Consider the following 16,728-nt stretch of genomic DNA (forward strand, 5'->3'; position numbering starts at 1 on the left):
AATAGGTTTTTTAGCAAACAAATAATTCGATGCAGTATATGTATTTTTTTGATAAAGATATTAACCAATGTCAGTAGACCGAAAACTGAATGTCAGGTTGACTGCAAATAAAGAACTTGTAAAAACAATGCACAATAAAAGATTGTCAAAGACTCCCTCATCCATTAATAGCAATTCCCAAGCAGCAGAACAAAACCCTAAATTGGCGTACAGACCGTTTGGCAGCCAAATTCAAAAAGCATCGGTTGCACCAGTGACAGAAACGGATATAGAAGATGTTGCCTTTGCAGAACAGAAGTTTGAGGCAACGGGACTGGAATTACAAGCCAAATATGGCAAGATTACGCCAGAGGGGCAGGAACGGCTGACTGTGTTGCAAGCCAAGATGGATGGATTATTGAATTCTCGACTGGAACACGCAACTCGATTTGGTCATACCTTTGCCAATATTCCACTAAGAAGACCAGATATACCAATTCAGGCAAAGCTGACAATTGGAGAGCCTGGAGATAAGTATGAGCAGGAAGCTGACGAAACAGCACGTCAGGTTGTGCAACGGATTCATCAGCCACACAGTGAGAAACTTCAGCGCGAGTCATTGCCTGATGAAGAGGATGAATTGCAAATGAAACCAGAGCGCAACATACAGCGCGAGTCATTGCCTGATCAAGAAGATGAATTGCAAATGAAGCCGATGATGCAGCGTGTGTCAGACGGTGGTATGGCAGCAACACAAGATTTGGAAGCATCCATCAATCAGGCACGGGGTGGGGGACAGCCATTGGCAAAGAATATCCGTGAACCGATGGAGCAAGGATTTGGGGCTGATTTCAGTAGGGTGAAGGTTCACACTGATACTCAGGCTGACCAGTTGAATCGGTCGATACAGGCGAAGGCGTTTACGACGGGGCAGGATGTGTTCTTTCGGCAGAGGGCGTATGAGCCAGGGAGTCGAGGGGGGCAGGAGTTATTGGCGCATGAGTTGACTCATGTGGTGCAGCAGAATGGGGGGCAGTTACAAATGTTTAAACAAAGAAGTGTTTTACAACGAATGAATACAGATCATAAAGATGATTTTGGAGATTTTGCAAGTCCTGAAGATGATTTTGGAGATTTTGCAAGTCCTGAAGATGATTTTGGAGATTTTGCAAGTCCTGAAGATGATAAACCTAGAGAAATTGATAGGCTTGTCAGAGAAAAGAATTTTAATCACGCGCTTAAGTTAGCAGCTGAATTAGCAAATATAGATGTAAATGGTTTCAGCATTTTAGCAACTAGTAATTATAATTCTGTCATTCCAGAAAAAGAGGAAAAACCTCGCGGTATTCCTCATGGAGTTACGGTTCCAGGAGAAAATCAACAAAGCATCATCTATATTCACGAGACATGGATTAAGGAATGGGTAGAGTCTAACACTATTGGCAACTTACTTTCTACAATTAAACATGAGGTAAAACATGTACAGCAAAACAAAGTTAAAGAAGAGAAACTTGACCATGATAAAAGAGAATTTGAAGCTTATGTGGAAGAAATTAAGGAAGCTAATACAGAACTGAAAAATGGTGAGAAGAAAAATTTGCCAGAAAAAAGACATATAGAAGATGCTTTTGAGAAAGTAAATGAGCATTACAACAAAATAAGCACGAATAAGGACAAATACAAAAAAATATTAGAAGAAATCAAACCTATTTATGAGGAATTATATAAAGGTCTGGACAGTAATGACAAAAATTTAAACAGAGATGAGCAAGAAAAAATGGCTCTAGTTAATTTAATCGACCAGGTGTTAAACGAAGAAAAAATTGACGACGATATCTATAAAAAAATCAATCGTTTATACTTTAAATTGCCAAGTGAGGATCAGAAAGCATTAGACAAAAAGATGAATGAAGTAACAGACATAAATAAAAAGGCAAACCAAAGCAAACCCAACAAATAACATCCGTGCGAAAAACAAACTGGTTTGCGATCGCCTGATCTTCCAAGTGTGATCGCCTATGTGATAGCGAGAGTCAAATAATAAAAGCGATCGCTCAATATGTTGGTTGATGAGCGTGCGATCGCACCATTATTTGCTAATTAAACCTGATCTAAAAACGATGCTTATGTGTGATGATTGATGAGCGTGCGACGCCGAATAGCCCGTCGTAGACATCGCCTGATCTTGCAAGTGCGATCGCCTATCTGATAGCGAGAGTCAAATAATAAAAGCGATCACTCATGTATTGTAAGTTGATGAGCGTGCGACGCCGAATAACCCGTCGTAGACATCGCCAACAGAAACGCAGGTCTGACCAAAGCTGCCGATGATGTGAGTTAAAATCCTGATATCTTCATAACTACTCACGCAGACAGCCCCCGAAAAAGCGATCGCTCCTAGCACGAAGGTTGATCAGCGTGCGATCGCCTTATATTCCAAATGCGATCGCCTATCTGATAGCAAAAGTCAAACAATAAAAGCGATCGCTCCTAGCATGAAGGTTGATCAGCGTGCGATCGCCTGATATTTTAAGTGCAATCGCCTATCTGCTCGCGAGAGTCAAACAATAAAAGCGATCGCTGCTAGCATGAAGGTTGATGAGCGTGCGATCGCCGATCTTGTAGGTTGGGTTTAGTACCGACATCAAACAATAAAATTACACCTAATTTATTTTCCCAATAACTCAAAGAAAGTTTCCTTATCAATACCAATATCCTGAATCAGACCCATTAAAGTCCCTTGTTTTAGGTCTTTTCCCGAATGAATAGGAACAACAACCCTTTGTCCATGACTATCCTTGTAAATAGCATGACTCCCCTTTTGACGGTCAAGATAAAAACCTAAATTTTCGATGACTTTGATAAATTCTTTAGCTTTGACACTGGGAAAATTACTCATGCCAAGATGCTTAAAGGCTTAACAATTAAATCATCTCTAGGAATTAACTGATTATCAGCCCTTAAACTTTCAATATATAATTCAATAGCTTCTGTAATATTCTTGATGGCCTCTTCAAAAGAATCTCCTTGAGAATGACAACCTTTTAGAATAGGACAAAAAGCGTGATAACCTCCATCTGATTCTTTTTCGAGAAGAACTGTGTAATTGTAAATTTGTTTATTGTTGTCCATATATTTTCAACTTGTTTGTGATCTACCTACTTTTAACTTAGACTGATTTCATAATAAAGGCTTTTAGGTTATGTTGGTAAAAGCAGTGCGAACGCCGATGATTTTGGGAAGTGCGACCGCCTGATCTTGTAGCGACAGTTTAATCTTCAATTTTATCACTGTCCAAAGTCAAGAGCCGTTAGGGAAAGCCCAGAATAATGGTCATTAAAAAACTTAGCTAGGGACTCAGCTTGAGATTGGCTAACTTTCCGTTGACCATTAACCACTTCCCTAACAATCTCAACAGTGCCAAAAACCCCGACTAAAGAAGTTGGCTGCACATCAAACTCATGCATAAGGGATTCCAAAGTAGCGACAGGTTTTGATTCACCCATCGAATAATGACGTTCTTCGTAATTTTCAATTAGAAGAACCAACAACTCAAAAAGTGCAGTTTCAGCCTCTGTCAACTCGCCAGACATCATCCCCTCTACTGCTGTTAAGGCTCTGTTATACTCCTGTTCTGTTTTGATTGGCTTAGGCTGATACTGAATCAGTAAGTCAGTATAAGTTTGTTGACGCCCAGAAAATCCAATGAATCCTGTTCATCCTCAAATTCCAAACAGAGTGCGATAGCTTCTCGGATACGTTCTATCAACTCATCTAAAGATTTAGCTTGCGTATGACACCCAGCAAGATTAGGAACCGAAGCGACAAAGTAGCCATCTGTATCCCGGTCGATAATCACATTAAATTCTCGCTTCATGATTAGCTGCCCAAGATTATTACTCCATTCTCTCACGATTACCGCCAGTACCAGCTAAGTGAAAGCAGCGCTGTGAAAGCTGAGGTAAGAGAAGTTCTGTTAAGACAATTGCGATCGCCAACAGAAACGCAGGTCTGACCAAAGCTGCCGATGATGTGAGTTAAAATCCTGATATCTTCAATCACTACTCACGCAGACAGCCCCCGAAAAAGCGATCGCTATGCTTCAGTATCCCCATCTCGAACAAGCGCTAAAATATCACTTCGGTTACGACCAATTTCGCCCCGGACAACGGCAAATTATCGAAGATGCGCTGCAAAATCGAGATTTAATGGTTGTGATGCCGACTGGCGGGGGGAAATCTCTATGTTTTCAGCTACCAGCATTGTTAAAAAATGGACTAACGGTGGTGGTGTCGCCGTTGATTGCTTTGATGCAAGACCAAGTAGAAGCACTGCGAAATAATAATATTAATGCGACATTTCTCAATAGCAGTTTGAATGCTTACAAAGTGCGATCGCGGGAAGAAGCCATCCTCAGCGGTAAAGTAAAATTACTCTACGTCGCCCCGGAACGTCTCCTCAGTGAAAGGTTTCTCCCGTTTCTCGATTTAGTTAAAGAAAAAATCGGTATTTCTAGCTTTGCTATTGATGAAGCGCACTGTGTTTCGGAATGGGGACACGATTTTCGTCCAGAATATCGTCAGTTGAAATCTCTGCGGAAACGCTATCCTGATGTCCCTACAGTCGCCCTCACCGCTACAGCAACCGATCGCGTTCGTAGTGATATCATTCAACAACTAGGACTAAAGCAACCTAGCATTCATCTTGCCAGTTTTAACCGTGAAAATCTTTATTACGAAGTATGTCCTAAAACTAAATATGCTTACGCTGAATTGTTAGAACTAATTCGAGAAACTGAAGGTTCGACAATTATTTATTGTTTAACTCGTAAAAAAGTTGATGAACTCACGTTTAAACTCCAAAATGATAAAGTTGTTGCTCTGTCTTATCATGCCGGATTAAGTGATGAGGAACGTAGTAGTAATCAAACGCGATTTATTCGAGATGATGTCCGGGCAATGGTGGCAACAATCGCCTTTGGGATGGGGATTAATAAACCCGATGTGCGGTTGGTAGTTCACTTTGATCTGCCCAGAAATATAGAAAGTTATTATCAAGAATCGGGTAGAGCCGGTAGAGACGGAGAACCATCTCGGTGTACAATATTTTTCAGCTTTGGTGATGTTAAAACAATTGAATGGAGTATTGATCAAAAAACTGACCCTCAAGAACAGTTGATTGCCAAACAACAATTGCGGCAGATGATCGATTACGCTGAAGGCACTGATTGTCGGCGAACGATTCAACTAGGTTATTTTGGAGAAAGGTTTCCTGGAAATTGCGGTAACTGTGACAATTGTCGTCATCCCAAACCAATGCAAGATTGGACAATTGAAGCCATGAAGTTTTTATCTTGTGTGGCGCGTTGCAAAGAAAGGTTTGGGATGCTACACATAATTGATGTGTTGCGGGGGGCAAAAAAAGACAAAATTATCCAGTATGAACATGATAAACTTTCTACCTACGGTATTGGTAAAGATAGAACTCTAGATGAATGGCGAATGTTGGGGCGATCGCTTTTACATCAGGGGTTAATAGAACAAACTAGCGATGGTTACTCAGTTTTAAAACTAAATGCCTTAAGTTGGCAAGTAATGCGAAAACAACGCACAGTTTCGCTAGCTGTAACCACAGTTCAAAAGATTACTTGGGAACAGGGGAGTGAAAAGGCAGAAGTTGCAGAAATATTATTACAGAAGTTGCGATCGCTACGTAAACGATTAGCTGATGAGCAATCTGTACCACCTTACGTTATCTTCCACGATTCCACTTTAAAATTGATGGTACAGGTACAACCCCAAAATTTAGCTGAATTTGCCAAACTTTCTGGTGTAGGTAGTCACAAACTCGCTCAATATGGCGAAAAGTTCATTACAGAAATTCGCGCCTACCGCCAAGAAAAAGGTTTGCAAAATAAATCAGTTACTTCCGTATCATCTCCCAACTCAGCTTCTTATACCGAATTGCACACATTACAATTGCATCAACAAGGTTTAAATATTCCTCAAATTGCCCAAAAACGCAACCTTAGTCCGGCAACAGTTAGCAATCATCTAGAAAAACTAATTGAGAAAAATCAGCCAGTTGATTTAAATCAATTAGTAACTTTAGAACATCAACAAAAAATTTGGCAAGTTTTAGAAGTACTCGGCGATATTTCCCTCACTCCCATCAAAGAACAACTAGGTGAAAGTTACAGTTTTGATGAAATTCGTTTAGTACGGAGTAAGTGGCGGCGCGAAAATCGCAAGTGATAATTTGCTGAGGACAAATAATCCAAAACAAAAAAATTCTTTTTTTGTTATGAATGACAATCAAGAAAATAACGAGACAAATAAATCAAAACTCTCAAATATGCCAAAATCAATACACTGCTTCAACTTTATATATTTGCTTTTTTGTGTTTCGCTTATTGCATTTGGAGTCAAGTTAATATCTGCACCAGAGAAGATTACAACTTTCTGTTGTGAGCGAACACCAAAACACATCAATTGTCAGTTGACTAATCGAGATTGGTGGGAGTCCTCTGTAAAAATCTATTCTGAATTAGATTTGTGGATGGGCGTAGAAGTTAAGGCAATTCATGATGGTGGAGAGAACCGATATTATGTCAACCCTGTTATTAAGAATGGGGAAGACTATCGCATTTCTCAACCTTCCTTCTGGCAACCATCAGCACAAAAACTTGCTGACAAAATTAATGTCTTTCTAAACGATTCTCAACAGAAAGTTCTGACGCTCACTCAAGACAATTCTAACCCACTTATATTAGGTGGTTGGTTTTGCGTTTTATTTGGTGCATTTTGTTTAAGTCTTACTATTTACTCATATATTTATTTTTTGAAAAACTAGATAAGGAAGCTAAACTTAAATCTTATGATTAAAATACAAAAGCTAGATTAAAGGAGTTAGGCAATGAGTCAGATGCTTAATACAGGAGTACGCTGGACAACTCAGGATGTGGAACTCTTCGCAGAAAATGAAGGGACGCGCTACGAGATAGTTGATGGAGAATTATTTATGACCAGGGCACCTCACTTTAAACATCAGCAAACTTGTGGCAAGATTTTTCGACAACTTGATGTTTGGTCAGAGTCTACTGGTTTAGAAGAAGCTGTAATCAATCCCGGCGTTTTGTTTTCAGAATCAGATAATGTGATTCCTGATGTAGTTTGGGCTACTAAAGAAACCTTGGCGCTAACATTGGATGAAGCGGGACATTTAACTGGCGCACCAGATTTAGTAGTCGAAGTTTTGTCTCTTAGCAACGAAGACCAAAGACGAGATAAAGAAGCAAAACTTAAACTTTATTCTACTAGAGGAGTAAAAGAATATTGGATTGTTGATTGGCGATCGCGTAAACTAGAGGTCTGTCGGCGCGAACAAAGTCAACTTAACTTGCTAGCAACCTTATTTAGTAGTGATAATATAAGTTCTCCGCTATTGCCTGGTTTTAGCTGTACTGTAAACCATTTTTTTCCTGTATAAATTTTAGATTTAATGGAAAAACAAATCTCAAGTAACGGATTAACTAAAATCCAGGTAGTGATTATGGCGATCGCAGCTGGTGTCTGTGTTGCTAACGTTTATTATAATCAGCCAATCCTCAAAGATATTGCATCATCTTTTGGAGTCAGTGAAGGCGAAGCAGGTAGCATCTCTGTGCTGACGCAAGTTGGTTACGGTTTGGGGCTTTTCTTTTTAATCCCCTTGGGCGATAAAATCAACAAGAAAAAATTAATTCTTTGCTTACTGGGATGTTTGTTCTGTTTGTTGATAGCCATGACGTTTTCACAAAACATCGTCCAAGTTTGGATATTGAGCGTAGCAATTGGGATTGCGACAGTCTCCGCTCAAATTATTCTTCCTTTAGCAGCAAGTATAGATAGAGTAACTACAGGTCAAACCGTAGGCAACATTTTTACTGGTATATTGATTGGGATTTTAGGAGCAAGGGTTTTTAGTGGATATATTGCTGAATGGTTGAGTTGGCGTTATGTATATGGATTTTCGGCAGTAATGATTTTAATTGTTATTGTTTTACTAAATATATATTTACCTAATGTAAAAAATGAATTTAATGGTTATTATTTAGAATTATTAAGCTCAACAATCCAGCAATTAAAACGTTTTTCATTATTAAGAGAAGCGTCTTTAATTAGCGGGTTATTGTTTGGTGTCTTTTGCTCATTTTGGACAACGCTAACTTTCCATTTAAGCGGGCCGCCTTTTCATTTTCAATCTGACGCAATTGGGATGTATGGCTTTGTAGCGATCGCAGGTGCATTGATGGCACCAGTTTTTGGTAAACTAGCCGATCGAGGTAACTCCCAACGTTCTTTAACTATTGCTGTATCGATGGTGATTGCAAGTTTAGTAATTGCTAAAATTGCTTCTCATTCTGCGCTCGCGATCGCTGTTGCTGTATTGTTAGTAGATGTAGGTGTACAGGCAGTCCAAGTCACCAATGTCGCAAGGATATACACTCTTGATGCTCAATCGAATAGTCGCATCAACACAGTTTACATGACTATTTATTTTATTGGCGGTGCTGTAGGTACTAGTATTGGTCTATTATGCTGGGATCTTGGTGGCTGGAATTTAGTTACCTGGCAAATGTTAGTTTTTACTTTGCTGGCATTTTTTATTATCGTCAGACCTAAAATAATTACAGCAAGAACCAATAAATAATTAAACTCTCGTTTTTGATTAAAATAACAAAAAGTAGAAGGTCGAAGTTAGCACACTCATTCTTTTCCCAAAACAAGATGTGTATAACTTATGGTTCAGATATCGCCTTGCACCAATAACTAAGTTTTCTCCTCATCAAGGCGATATCTACAGATAATCAGTTTACATTAAGAAAAACTGGGAATTTCTGAGTTGGAATCTTGTGATGTAATAGCAGATTTTGAAGGCTCAGTGTTTTGGTTTTTTACAGGCAGAATTACAGATAGCAGCTTAGGCAGTGCTAGGCAGGCAACAGTATTTAACAGCGTCAAAAATATACCATCTATCCAACTCATGTATTAATCTTCTCCGTTTGAAAATTGGTGATGACTATATTTTTAGTTTGAAGCAAAATCAGTAGAATTGCTTAAAAACAGAATTTAGATTTCTTTTAGTGAATATAAGCTAAATAAATATATTTTTATCCTAGAGCAATCAGATTTGATTTTTTCAAAAATCAAGTATATGTAAGAGATGTTATCGCGTAGCGTAACGGCGTTCGTCACAAGCCAAACCTATTTATAATCCCAGCTTACCTAGAGATATTGCTGATTGTCCGCACCCAGATGGGAATAGGACAGCAAAATCTGGCGTTGCATATTTGCGGGGTGATTTTGCTAATTTTGTGGGATGGGCATCTTGCCATTGGTGTCAACTTAACGTGAAAGCCATCCTATAACTAGCTTTTAGATTGTCTCGTTTCCAGTCTGAGACTGGAAACGAGATTTGAAAAGGGTTTTAGGTTAAATTGACACCAATGGTTCTTGCTATTTCCCCTTGATTCTTTGGATGCAGTGTCATGCCTCTACTTTTTATATTTCCTGACTTCTTGCTCTGAGATGTTTTAGGGGGTCTTACCCCCTATTCGCTAGCTGTATCCTCACAGAATTCGCGATCTGAGTCTTTAGATATAGAGCAAATTAAAATTGCCATATCTATTGCCATATCTATGAAATTAGAGCTAAAAAATAATGAAAAATACAATTTTATCTATCAAAAGTATGAGATATAAATATAACAATTTCCTATATCTAAAGAAACTAAATATTTGTATTTAACCTAAACAGTCTACTTCTGACAGAGGATGTAAAAAGAAATTAGATATAGTAAATTAAAATTAATAATAATCAAAGTTCCTAAACAATTCAGGCAAGTGTGTTATACACGTGCATGGAACAGCCTAAAACTTTGTTAAAATCAGCAACACACAAACTATGAACTCTACCACCGAAAAACGTATCGCCTTGATTTCCGTCCACGGAGACCCAGCGATTGAAATAGGGAAAGAAGAAGCTGGGGGACAAAATGTTTATGTGCGCCACGTAGGTGAAGCACTAGCGCAACTAGGATGGCAAGTTGATATGTTTACCCGCAAAGTGAGTCTGGAGCAAGACTCGATAGTTGAACATAGCAACAATTGTCGAACTATTCGTTTAAAAGCTGGCCCCCTTGAGTTTGTGCCGCGAGATGATCTTTTTGAATATTTGCCAGAATTTGTAGATAATTTCCTCAAATTTCAAGTAAAAAACGAAATTACATACGAATTGGTTCACACTAATTATTGGCTCTCTAGTTGGGTGGGGATGCAGTTAAATAAAATCCAAAAGAGTAAACAGGTTCACACCTACCACTCCTTAGGAGCAGTAAAGTATAACACTATAGAAAATATTCCTTTGATTGCTAGTCAGCGATTAGCAGTGGAAAAACGGGTGTTGGAAAATGCAGATCGAATTGTAGCGACGAGTCCGCAAGAACAGGAACACATGCGATCGCTAGTTTCTACAAAAGGTAATATCGACATTATTCCCTGTGGTACAGATATTCAGCGCTTCGGCTCCATTGCACGAGAAGCAGCTAGGGCGGAATTGGGAATTGACAAAGAAGCTAAAGTTGTAGTGTATGTAGGGCGTTTTGACCAACGCAAAGGTATAGAAACCTTGGTGCGGGCAGTAAACCAGTCTGGGTTACGCGATTCCAACAATCTTCAGCTAATTATTGGTGGTGGTAGTACTCCAGGTAACAGTGACGGAATTGAGCGCGATCGCATTGAGCAAATCGTCAACGAATTGGGAATGAGCGACTTTACCACCTTTGCTGGTCGTCTCAGTCAAGATGTTTTACCAACTTATTACGCCGCTGCCGATGTTTGCGTTGTTCCCAGTCACTACGAACCCTTTGGACTAGTGGCGATCGAAGCGATGGCAAGCGGTACACCAGTGGTAGCAAGTGATGTCGGCGGACTTCAGTTTACTGTAGTTAGTGAAGAAACTGGTTTATTAGCTGCACCGCAAGATGTAGATGCTTTTGCTTCTGCTATTGACCGAATTCTCTTAAGTCCAGAATGGCGAGATGAATTGGGTAAAGCTGGTAGAAAGCGCGTCGAAACTAAGTTTAGCTGGGATGGTGTCGCACATCAACTGAGTGAACTTTACACCCAACTGTTGCAGCCACAACCAGTAGCGTCAACAGCAAAAGAACTAGTACACTCAACTGCCGAACTAGTGCAATCAAAAGCAAAAGAACTAGTACACTCAACCACAGAACTAGTGCAATCAGCAGCAAAAAAACCAGTTTTGGTTGCTGAGTAAGGCTTTTGCTTAAAAGATAATGGTGAGTAAGTAACTCGGATAATATTTTGGGTTTAACAAAATTAGAACTCAGGAGTCAGAAGCCAGAATTTAGAATTGAATTCTGTGAAACTGGTGGATAGTGCAGCGTTAACGAGTCCGCTAGCGTCTGAATCAACAGGTTTAAGTCTCCCACGAGAGTAATTCTGACTCCTGAATTCTGAATTTTGAATACTTCTTCAACTTTGGCAGCGATCGCCTGAGCTTGGAAAACTCAACACCAAAAACAAACTGTATAAAAAACTAACTTATCACTTAAACGCAGAACTTATCTGATGATAATTTCTGTGTTTTTTTATTCGCAGCTATCACTAAACCAAGTAACCGTTATGATAGTTGAGGTCAGTTATGCTTTAACTAAACAAAAATAAAAGCATAGCGATCGCTACCATTAGAATGTTAACAAGTAATCGCTTTGCAACCAGTTGACTTTACCACTCTCACAGCTGCTTGTAGCGAAATCCGCGCTAACTGGCTACCATCACGCTTAGAACAGGTTTACCAGCGCGATCGCTACACGATTGCGATGGCATTACGCACCCTAGAACAGCGAGATTGGCTACAGATTTCTTGGCATCCCCAAGCTGCACATATTTGTATCGGCGATCCGCCACCGCGATCGCCAGATACCTTTACCTTTAGCCAACAATTAATACACCAATTGGGTGGTTTAGCACTGGTGGCGATCAAAGCGATCGCTCCTTGGGAGCGTGTTATTGATTTGCAATTTGCCCGTCGTCCTGGAGAAAGCGCCCTATATCATGTCTATGCAGAAATCATGGGCAAGTATAGCAACGTCATTCTCACCGACGCTAATAATATAATTATCACCGCCGCCCATCAAGTCAGTCAGCAACAATCTAGTGTCCGTCCCATCCAAACCGGACAACCTTATGAAACACCACCGAAACTAACTGGAACTGTCCCCTACTTGAATGAATCTCAAGAACGTTGGCAAGAACGGGTAAGTTTAGTACCAGGAGCAATCAAGCGGCAATTGCTCAAAAGTTATAGTGGCTTGAGTGCTGCACTACTGGAGTTAATGCTGCTAGAAGCAAATATCGCACCAGAAACATCCACCGATACTCTTAACTCCGACGACTGGCGACGGCTGTTTGAGCGTTGGCAAGAATGGCTGCAAGCCTTGGATTCTAGTAAATTTCAACCCGCTTGGACAAAAGATGGTTACACCGTAATGGGTTGGGGTGAAGTTGAAAAGGTCAAAAATATCCAGGAATTGCTCAACCGCTATTATAGTAATCAGATTGATCAACAGTTATTTTCCCAATTGCGTCATCAGTTGAGTCAGAAATTGAATAATATTCTGGCGAAATTACGGAATAAAGCTCAAACCTTTAAGACGCGCTTGCAGCAATCAGATCGAGCCGATGATTATCGGCAAAAAGCTGATTTATTGATGGCTCACTTGCAAAATTGGGAACCGGGGATGAAAGAAATTATCCTTGCTGATTTTGAGACAAATTTGCCAATAGCGATCGCTCTGTTGCCAGATAAAAATGCTGTCCAAAATGCCCAAAGTCTTTACAAACAGCACCAAAAGCTGAAACGCGCTCGTGCTGCTGTGGAACCGCTACTATTGGAAGTGCAGACAGAAATTGAGTATTTAGAACAAGTAGAAGCTGCGATCGGCCAAATAGATAACTATCAAACAGCAGAAGATTTGCGAGCTTTAGAAGAAATCCGCGAAGAGTTGATTGGACAAAAATATCTAGAAGATCCAGAATATCGTAGCCGCAGTGCCAATGAACCCCCCAGCACCAATTTTCATCGTTACCTTACTCCCAATGGCTTTGAAGTATTAATCGGTCGTAACAATCGCCAAAATGACCAATTAACCTTTCGTGTAGCTGGGGATTATGACTTATGGTTCCACGCTCAAGAAATTCCAGGGAGTCATGTGCTACTACGTCTAGAACCGGGTGCTGTTACAGAAGAAGCTGATTTGCAATTTGTAGCTAATCTTGCTGCATATTACAGTCGTGCCCGTCAGAGTGAGCAAGTGCCAGTAGTTTACACTCAGCTAAAACACGTCTACAAACCCAAAGGCGCAAAACCGGGAATTGCCATTTATAAGCAAGAAACCATCCTCTGGGGAAAACCACAAATAGTCATTAGTCATTAGTCATTGGGCATTGGGCATTGGGCATTTCTCTCTGCTCCTCTGCTCCCTGATGCCCCTCATTTGCCTACTCCCCACTACTACTTTGCCAAGAGCCAACATCGCTTCCATCCTGCTTTATAGCGATATCACAGTTTCAGCAGATTGTCCCGGCGCATGACGAGGGCGAAGATGTAAGCTGATTTCCATATCGAGACGCTTGAGGAAAATGAGCAGTTTGCCTTCGCTGAACCTTTGAAACTCTCCTTTCATCAAATGAGATACTTCTGGCTGGGGAATGTCAAGAAGTTTGCTGATTTCGCGCTGTTTCAGGTTGCGTTGAGAGAGGAGGCGCAATACCTGAATCCCTATCTTGCCTCGCGTAAAAAGCTCCGAAGCATTCGACAAACCGAGGTCAGCAAACACGTTGCCACTGCTTTCTTCAAAAACTGGTTCCTGTGTCATTGTTGTTTCTCCCTTGCCACTGCGTCCTTATAGCGTTGTTTAATCAGGTCAACATCAGCTTAATTTCCACTGCCCGTCCTCTCATTCCGGCAAACCCTCTACCCGCATTAAATCTAATTCGTGTTCAAATATTTCATCAATTGGCAACATTTGACCATCAACAGTCATAAATTTATGGTCTTTTGTTGCCCGAATTATTGAACCATCTTCCAAGCAATACTCAAACACCTCTTGTTGTCCGCGATCGTGCCACTGTGCCACAGGTTGCGTATAAATATTTCCATGATTATCAACGCTATATACAGTACATTCAATGCCTTTTTCTACAATTTCTCCAATCGGCATTAATCCATATTCTACGGTCAATATTTCCGTGTCATAGCTTAAACAATATTCAGCAAACTTCAACATTTGCTCAAATAATTCATCCGCAACTTTTTTCTGAACACCGTTTTTCGCTGCACCATCCACGAATTTTTCTCGCTGCTTTTGCATCTCAGAAACTTTCTTTTTACCCATCGCCCGACGCAGTAAGTCAGCTTGTCCTAAAGAATATCCCGCCATATCTTGAGCAATTTTCATGATTTGCTCTTGATAGACCATAATTCCATAGGTTTCGTCTAATATTGGTTCTAGAATAGTATGTTGATAATCAATCTTTTCTCGACCATGTTTACGGTCAATAAATTTAGGAATCAGTTTTGCATCTAATGGCCCCGGTCGATAAAGTGCCAAAATTGAAGAAATATCTTCTATATTAGAAGGCTTCAAATCTCGCACAATCTGACGCATCCCAGAAGATTCTAATTGAAATATCCCTTCTAACTCACCTGCTTCTAATAGTTCATAAGTTTTTTGCACATCTTTTGGTAGAGTGCTATGTTCGCCTTTAGCTAATATCCTCTGGGCTTTTCTTTCCTGACGCGGAATTTCATCAGGATCGACCCGATATCCTCTAGTTTCTTGAATTAAATCAACGGTCTTTTGAATCAGTGTCAGGTTCCGCAAACCCAAAAAATCCATTTTCAACAAACCCATTGATTCCAGGTCTTCCATAAAATATTGGGTAATCACAGAACCGTCATTATTCTTCTGTAGCGGCACAATTTCATCAAGTGGATCGGCGGAAATTACTACACCTGCTGCATGAACACCAAAAGTTTTGTTAGTTCCTTCAATTCGCATCGCCATATCAAGCCAATGGCGAACATGAGGTTCTTTATCATATTTCTCTTTAAACTCTGGTTCTGGAGTTTGATCGGAAATCATCACCTTGAGTTTCGTTGGTTTCCCGCGCACCACAGGAATTAGTTTCGCCATTTTGTCAGCTTCCCCGTAGGGAATATTTAATACTCTGGCAACATCTTTCAAAACTGCTTTAGAAGTTAGACGGTTAAAAGTAATAATTTGGGCAACTCTATCTGCACCATATTTCTCAGTTACATAATCAATAACTTTATCCCGTTGTTCAATACAGAAATCTGTATCAATATCAGGCATGGATTTCCGTTCTGGGTTCAAAAAACGCTCAAATAGTAACCCATGATGTACGGGGTCAATATTAGTAATTCGCATTGCATAAGCAACTAATGAACCAGCCGCCGAACCCCGACCTGGCCCCACAGGAATATTGTTATCCCTAGCAAATTTGATGTAATCCCATACAACTAAAAAGTATTTGGAAAAACCCATCTGCTGAATCATTTTTAGTTCGTATTCCAATCTTTCTTTATAGACGGAATCAACTTCTTGACGAGATTTGCGATTTAAGCGTTCTAAAAGTCCACTCCATGCAACATCTTCGGCGTAAGTGTCAGCAGTATGACCGGAAGGAATGGGAGGTGTAGGAATCTGAGGCTCACCCATAATATGGTAAGGCTCAACTTTATCGGCGACTTCTTCAGTAGTAGCGATCGCTTCGGCAATCACATCATCCGGCAAATGGTCACGAAATAGCTGCCGCATCTCCTCACCAGACTTGAGATACTCTGTACCGCTATAACGCATCCGCTTATCTTCAATAATTAACTTGCCCGTTTGAATACATAGCAAAGCGTCGTGGGCTTCAACGTCAAAACAAGAAATAAAATGTGAATCATTGGTAGCAACAAATTTAATCCCTAGCTCCCGCGCAATTTTGACAATTTCCACATTCACAATCCGGTCTTCTTGAGAGCCGTGATCTTGAATTTCTAAATAATAATCATCACCAAATACCTCTTTATACCATTGGGCAACTTTTCGGGCTGCATCTGGTCGATTACTGAGAATCGCTTGGGGAACTTCTCCACCCAAGCAAGCGCTGGTGACAATCAAGCCTTCATGATATTCTTTTAGTAAATCTTTATTAATACAAGGACGAGAAAAAATTCCTTTACCTTGAACACCTTGAAGGTGAGAAATTGTGGTTAATTTGACTAAATTTTTGTAACCTTTGGTATTTTTAGCTAAAACGACTTGATGATATTTGGGGCGGCGTTCTTGTTTCTCAATATCGCCGTTAATGATATACATTTCATTGCCGATAATCGGCTTAATATTTTGACTACGGCAGATTTTGATCAGTTCAACGGCTCCATACATGACACCATGATCGGTCAGAGCGATCGCTTTCATTCCCAGTGCGATCGCTCGATCCACCAACTCTGGAAGCTGACTTGCCCCATCAAGCAAACTATAGTCACTGTGAATATGTAGAGGAACAAAGGACATAAGCATCTCCAACCACAAGCCAAGATATCTCTAGGGGCCTACCTTGTGGTATACCCTTTCGAGCCAGATTTTGTAAAGCAACGGAATCTTAGATTA

13 protein-coding genes and 1 pseudogene are annotated in these 16,728 nt (G+C 40.2%); 7 read left to right on the forward strand and 7 right to left on the reverse strand.

The genetic code is table 11. The features are described 5' to 3' along the window. The first annotated feature begins 97 nt into the window (after positions 1–97). A complete protein-coding gene (locus V7L12_RS08465) occupies positions 98–1,939 on the forward strand; it encodes an eCIS core domain-containing protein (protein ID WP_335083820.1) in 1,842 nt (613 codons plus the stop codon). Between the two features lie 708 nt (positions 1,940–2,647). Here the strand turns inward: V7L12_RS08465 and V7L12_RS08470 are convergent. From V7L12_RS08470 to V7L12_RS08485, 4 genes are all read right to left on the reverse strand, one after another. After that, positions 2,648–2,878, reverse strand: coding sequence for a type II toxin-antitoxin system HicA family toxin (locus V7L12_RS08470; protein WP_335083822.1), 231 nt, complete (start codon positions 2,876–2,878; stop codon positions 2,648–2,650). Beyond that, positions 2,875–3,111 carry a type II toxin-antitoxin system HicB family antitoxin gene (locus V7L12_RS08475; protein WP_335083824.1) on the reverse strand — a complete coding sequence of 79 codons (237 nt, stop codon included), beginning with the start codon at positions 3,109–3,111 and terminating at the stop codon, positions 2,875–2,877. Before V7L12_RS08475 ends, V7L12_RS08470 begins: the two co-directional genes overlap by 4 nt. Positions 3,112–3,266: 155 nt before the next feature. Continuing rightward, positions 3,267–3,575, reverse strand: coding sequence for a helix-turn-helix domain-containing protein (locus tag V7L12_RS08480; protein WP_335083826.1), 309 nt, complete (start codon positions 3,573–3,575; stop codon positions 3,267–3,269). A 68-nt stretch (positions 3,576–3,643) separates the two neighbouring features. After that, a complete protein-coding gene (locus V7L12_RS08485) occupies positions 3,644–3,856 on the reverse strand; it encodes a type II toxin-antitoxin system HicB family antitoxin (protein ID WP_335083828.1) in 213 nt (70 codons plus the stop codon). A 220-nt stretch (positions 3,857–4,076) separates the two neighbouring features. Here V7L12_RS08485 and recQ point away from each other — a divergent pair, with 220 nt between their 5' ends. The 4 genes from recQ (at position 4,077) to V7L12_RS08505 (ending at position 8,670) form a co-directional block, all read left to right on the forward strand. Continuing rightward, on the forward strand, positions 4,077–6,233 hold the full coding sequence (recQ, locus tag V7L12_RS08490) for a DNA helicase RecQ (protein WP_335083830.1): 2,157 nt from the start codon (positions 4,077–4,079) through the stop codon (positions 6,231–6,233). A 49-nt stretch (positions 6,234–6,282) separates the two neighbouring features. Next, positions 6,283–6,831: a hypothetical protein gene (locus V7L12_RS08495; protein WP_335083832.1), complete on the forward strand. Its 549-nt coding sequence runs from the start codon at positions 6,283–6,285 to the stop codon at positions 6,829–6,831. A 63-nt stretch (positions 6,832–6,894) separates the two neighbouring features. After that, entirely contained in the window at positions 6,895–7,467 is a 573-nt protein-coding gene (locus V7L12_RS08500; protein ID WP_292722106.1) for a Uma2 family endonuclease, read from the forward strand. A gap of 12 nt (positions 7,468–7,479) precedes the next feature. Further along, a complete protein-coding gene (locus V7L12_RS08505; protein WP_335083834.1) occupies positions 7,480–8,670 on the forward strand; it encodes an MFS transporter in 1,191 nt (396 codons plus the stop codon). A gap of 167 nt (positions 8,671–8,837) precedes the next feature. Here V7L12_RS08505 and V7L12_RS08510 read toward each other — a convergent pair whose 3' ends face one another. Next, positions 8,838–9,005 (reverse strand): hypothetical protein, encoded by a 168-nt coding sequence (locus tag V7L12_RS08510; RefSeq protein WP_335083836.1) that lies wholly within the window; start codon positions 9,003–9,005, stop codon positions 8,838–8,840. A 918-nt stretch (positions 9,006–9,923) separates the two neighbouring features. Between V7L12_RS08510 and V7L12_RS08515 the strand changes: the two are divergent. Beyond that, positions 9,924–11,159: pseudogene (locus V7L12_RS08515) on the forward strand (glycosyltransferase family 4 protein); the annotation flags it as partial. A 592-nt stretch (positions 11,160–11,751) separates the two neighbouring features. Continuing rightward, a complete protein-coding gene (locus V7L12_RS08520) occupies positions 11,752–13,479 on the forward strand; it encodes an Rqc2 family fibronectin-binding protein (protein ID WP_335083838.1) in 1,728 nt (575 codons plus the stop codon). 114 nt (positions 13,480–13,593) lie between these two features. Here the strand turns inward: V7L12_RS08520 and V7L12_RS08525 are convergent, their stop codons facing one another. Beyond that, on the reverse strand, positions 13,594–13,920 hold the full coding sequence (locus V7L12_RS08525; RefSeq protein ID WP_334822095.1) for a helix-turn-helix domain-containing protein: 327 nt from the start codon (positions 13,918–13,920) through the stop codon (positions 13,594–13,596). Between the two features lie 81 nt (positions 13,921–14,001). Then, entirely contained in the window at positions 14,002–16,632 is a 2,631-nt protein-coding gene (locus V7L12_RS08530) for a DNA polymerase III subunit alpha (RefSeq protein WP_335083840.1), read from the reverse strand. Between the last annotated feature and the right edge of the window lie 96 nt (positions 16,633–16,728).

This window comes from Nostoc sp. (genome assembly GCF_036918245.1).
Lineage (GTDB): Bacteria > Cyanobacteriota > Cyanobacteriia > Cyanobacteriales > Nostocaceae > Nostoc.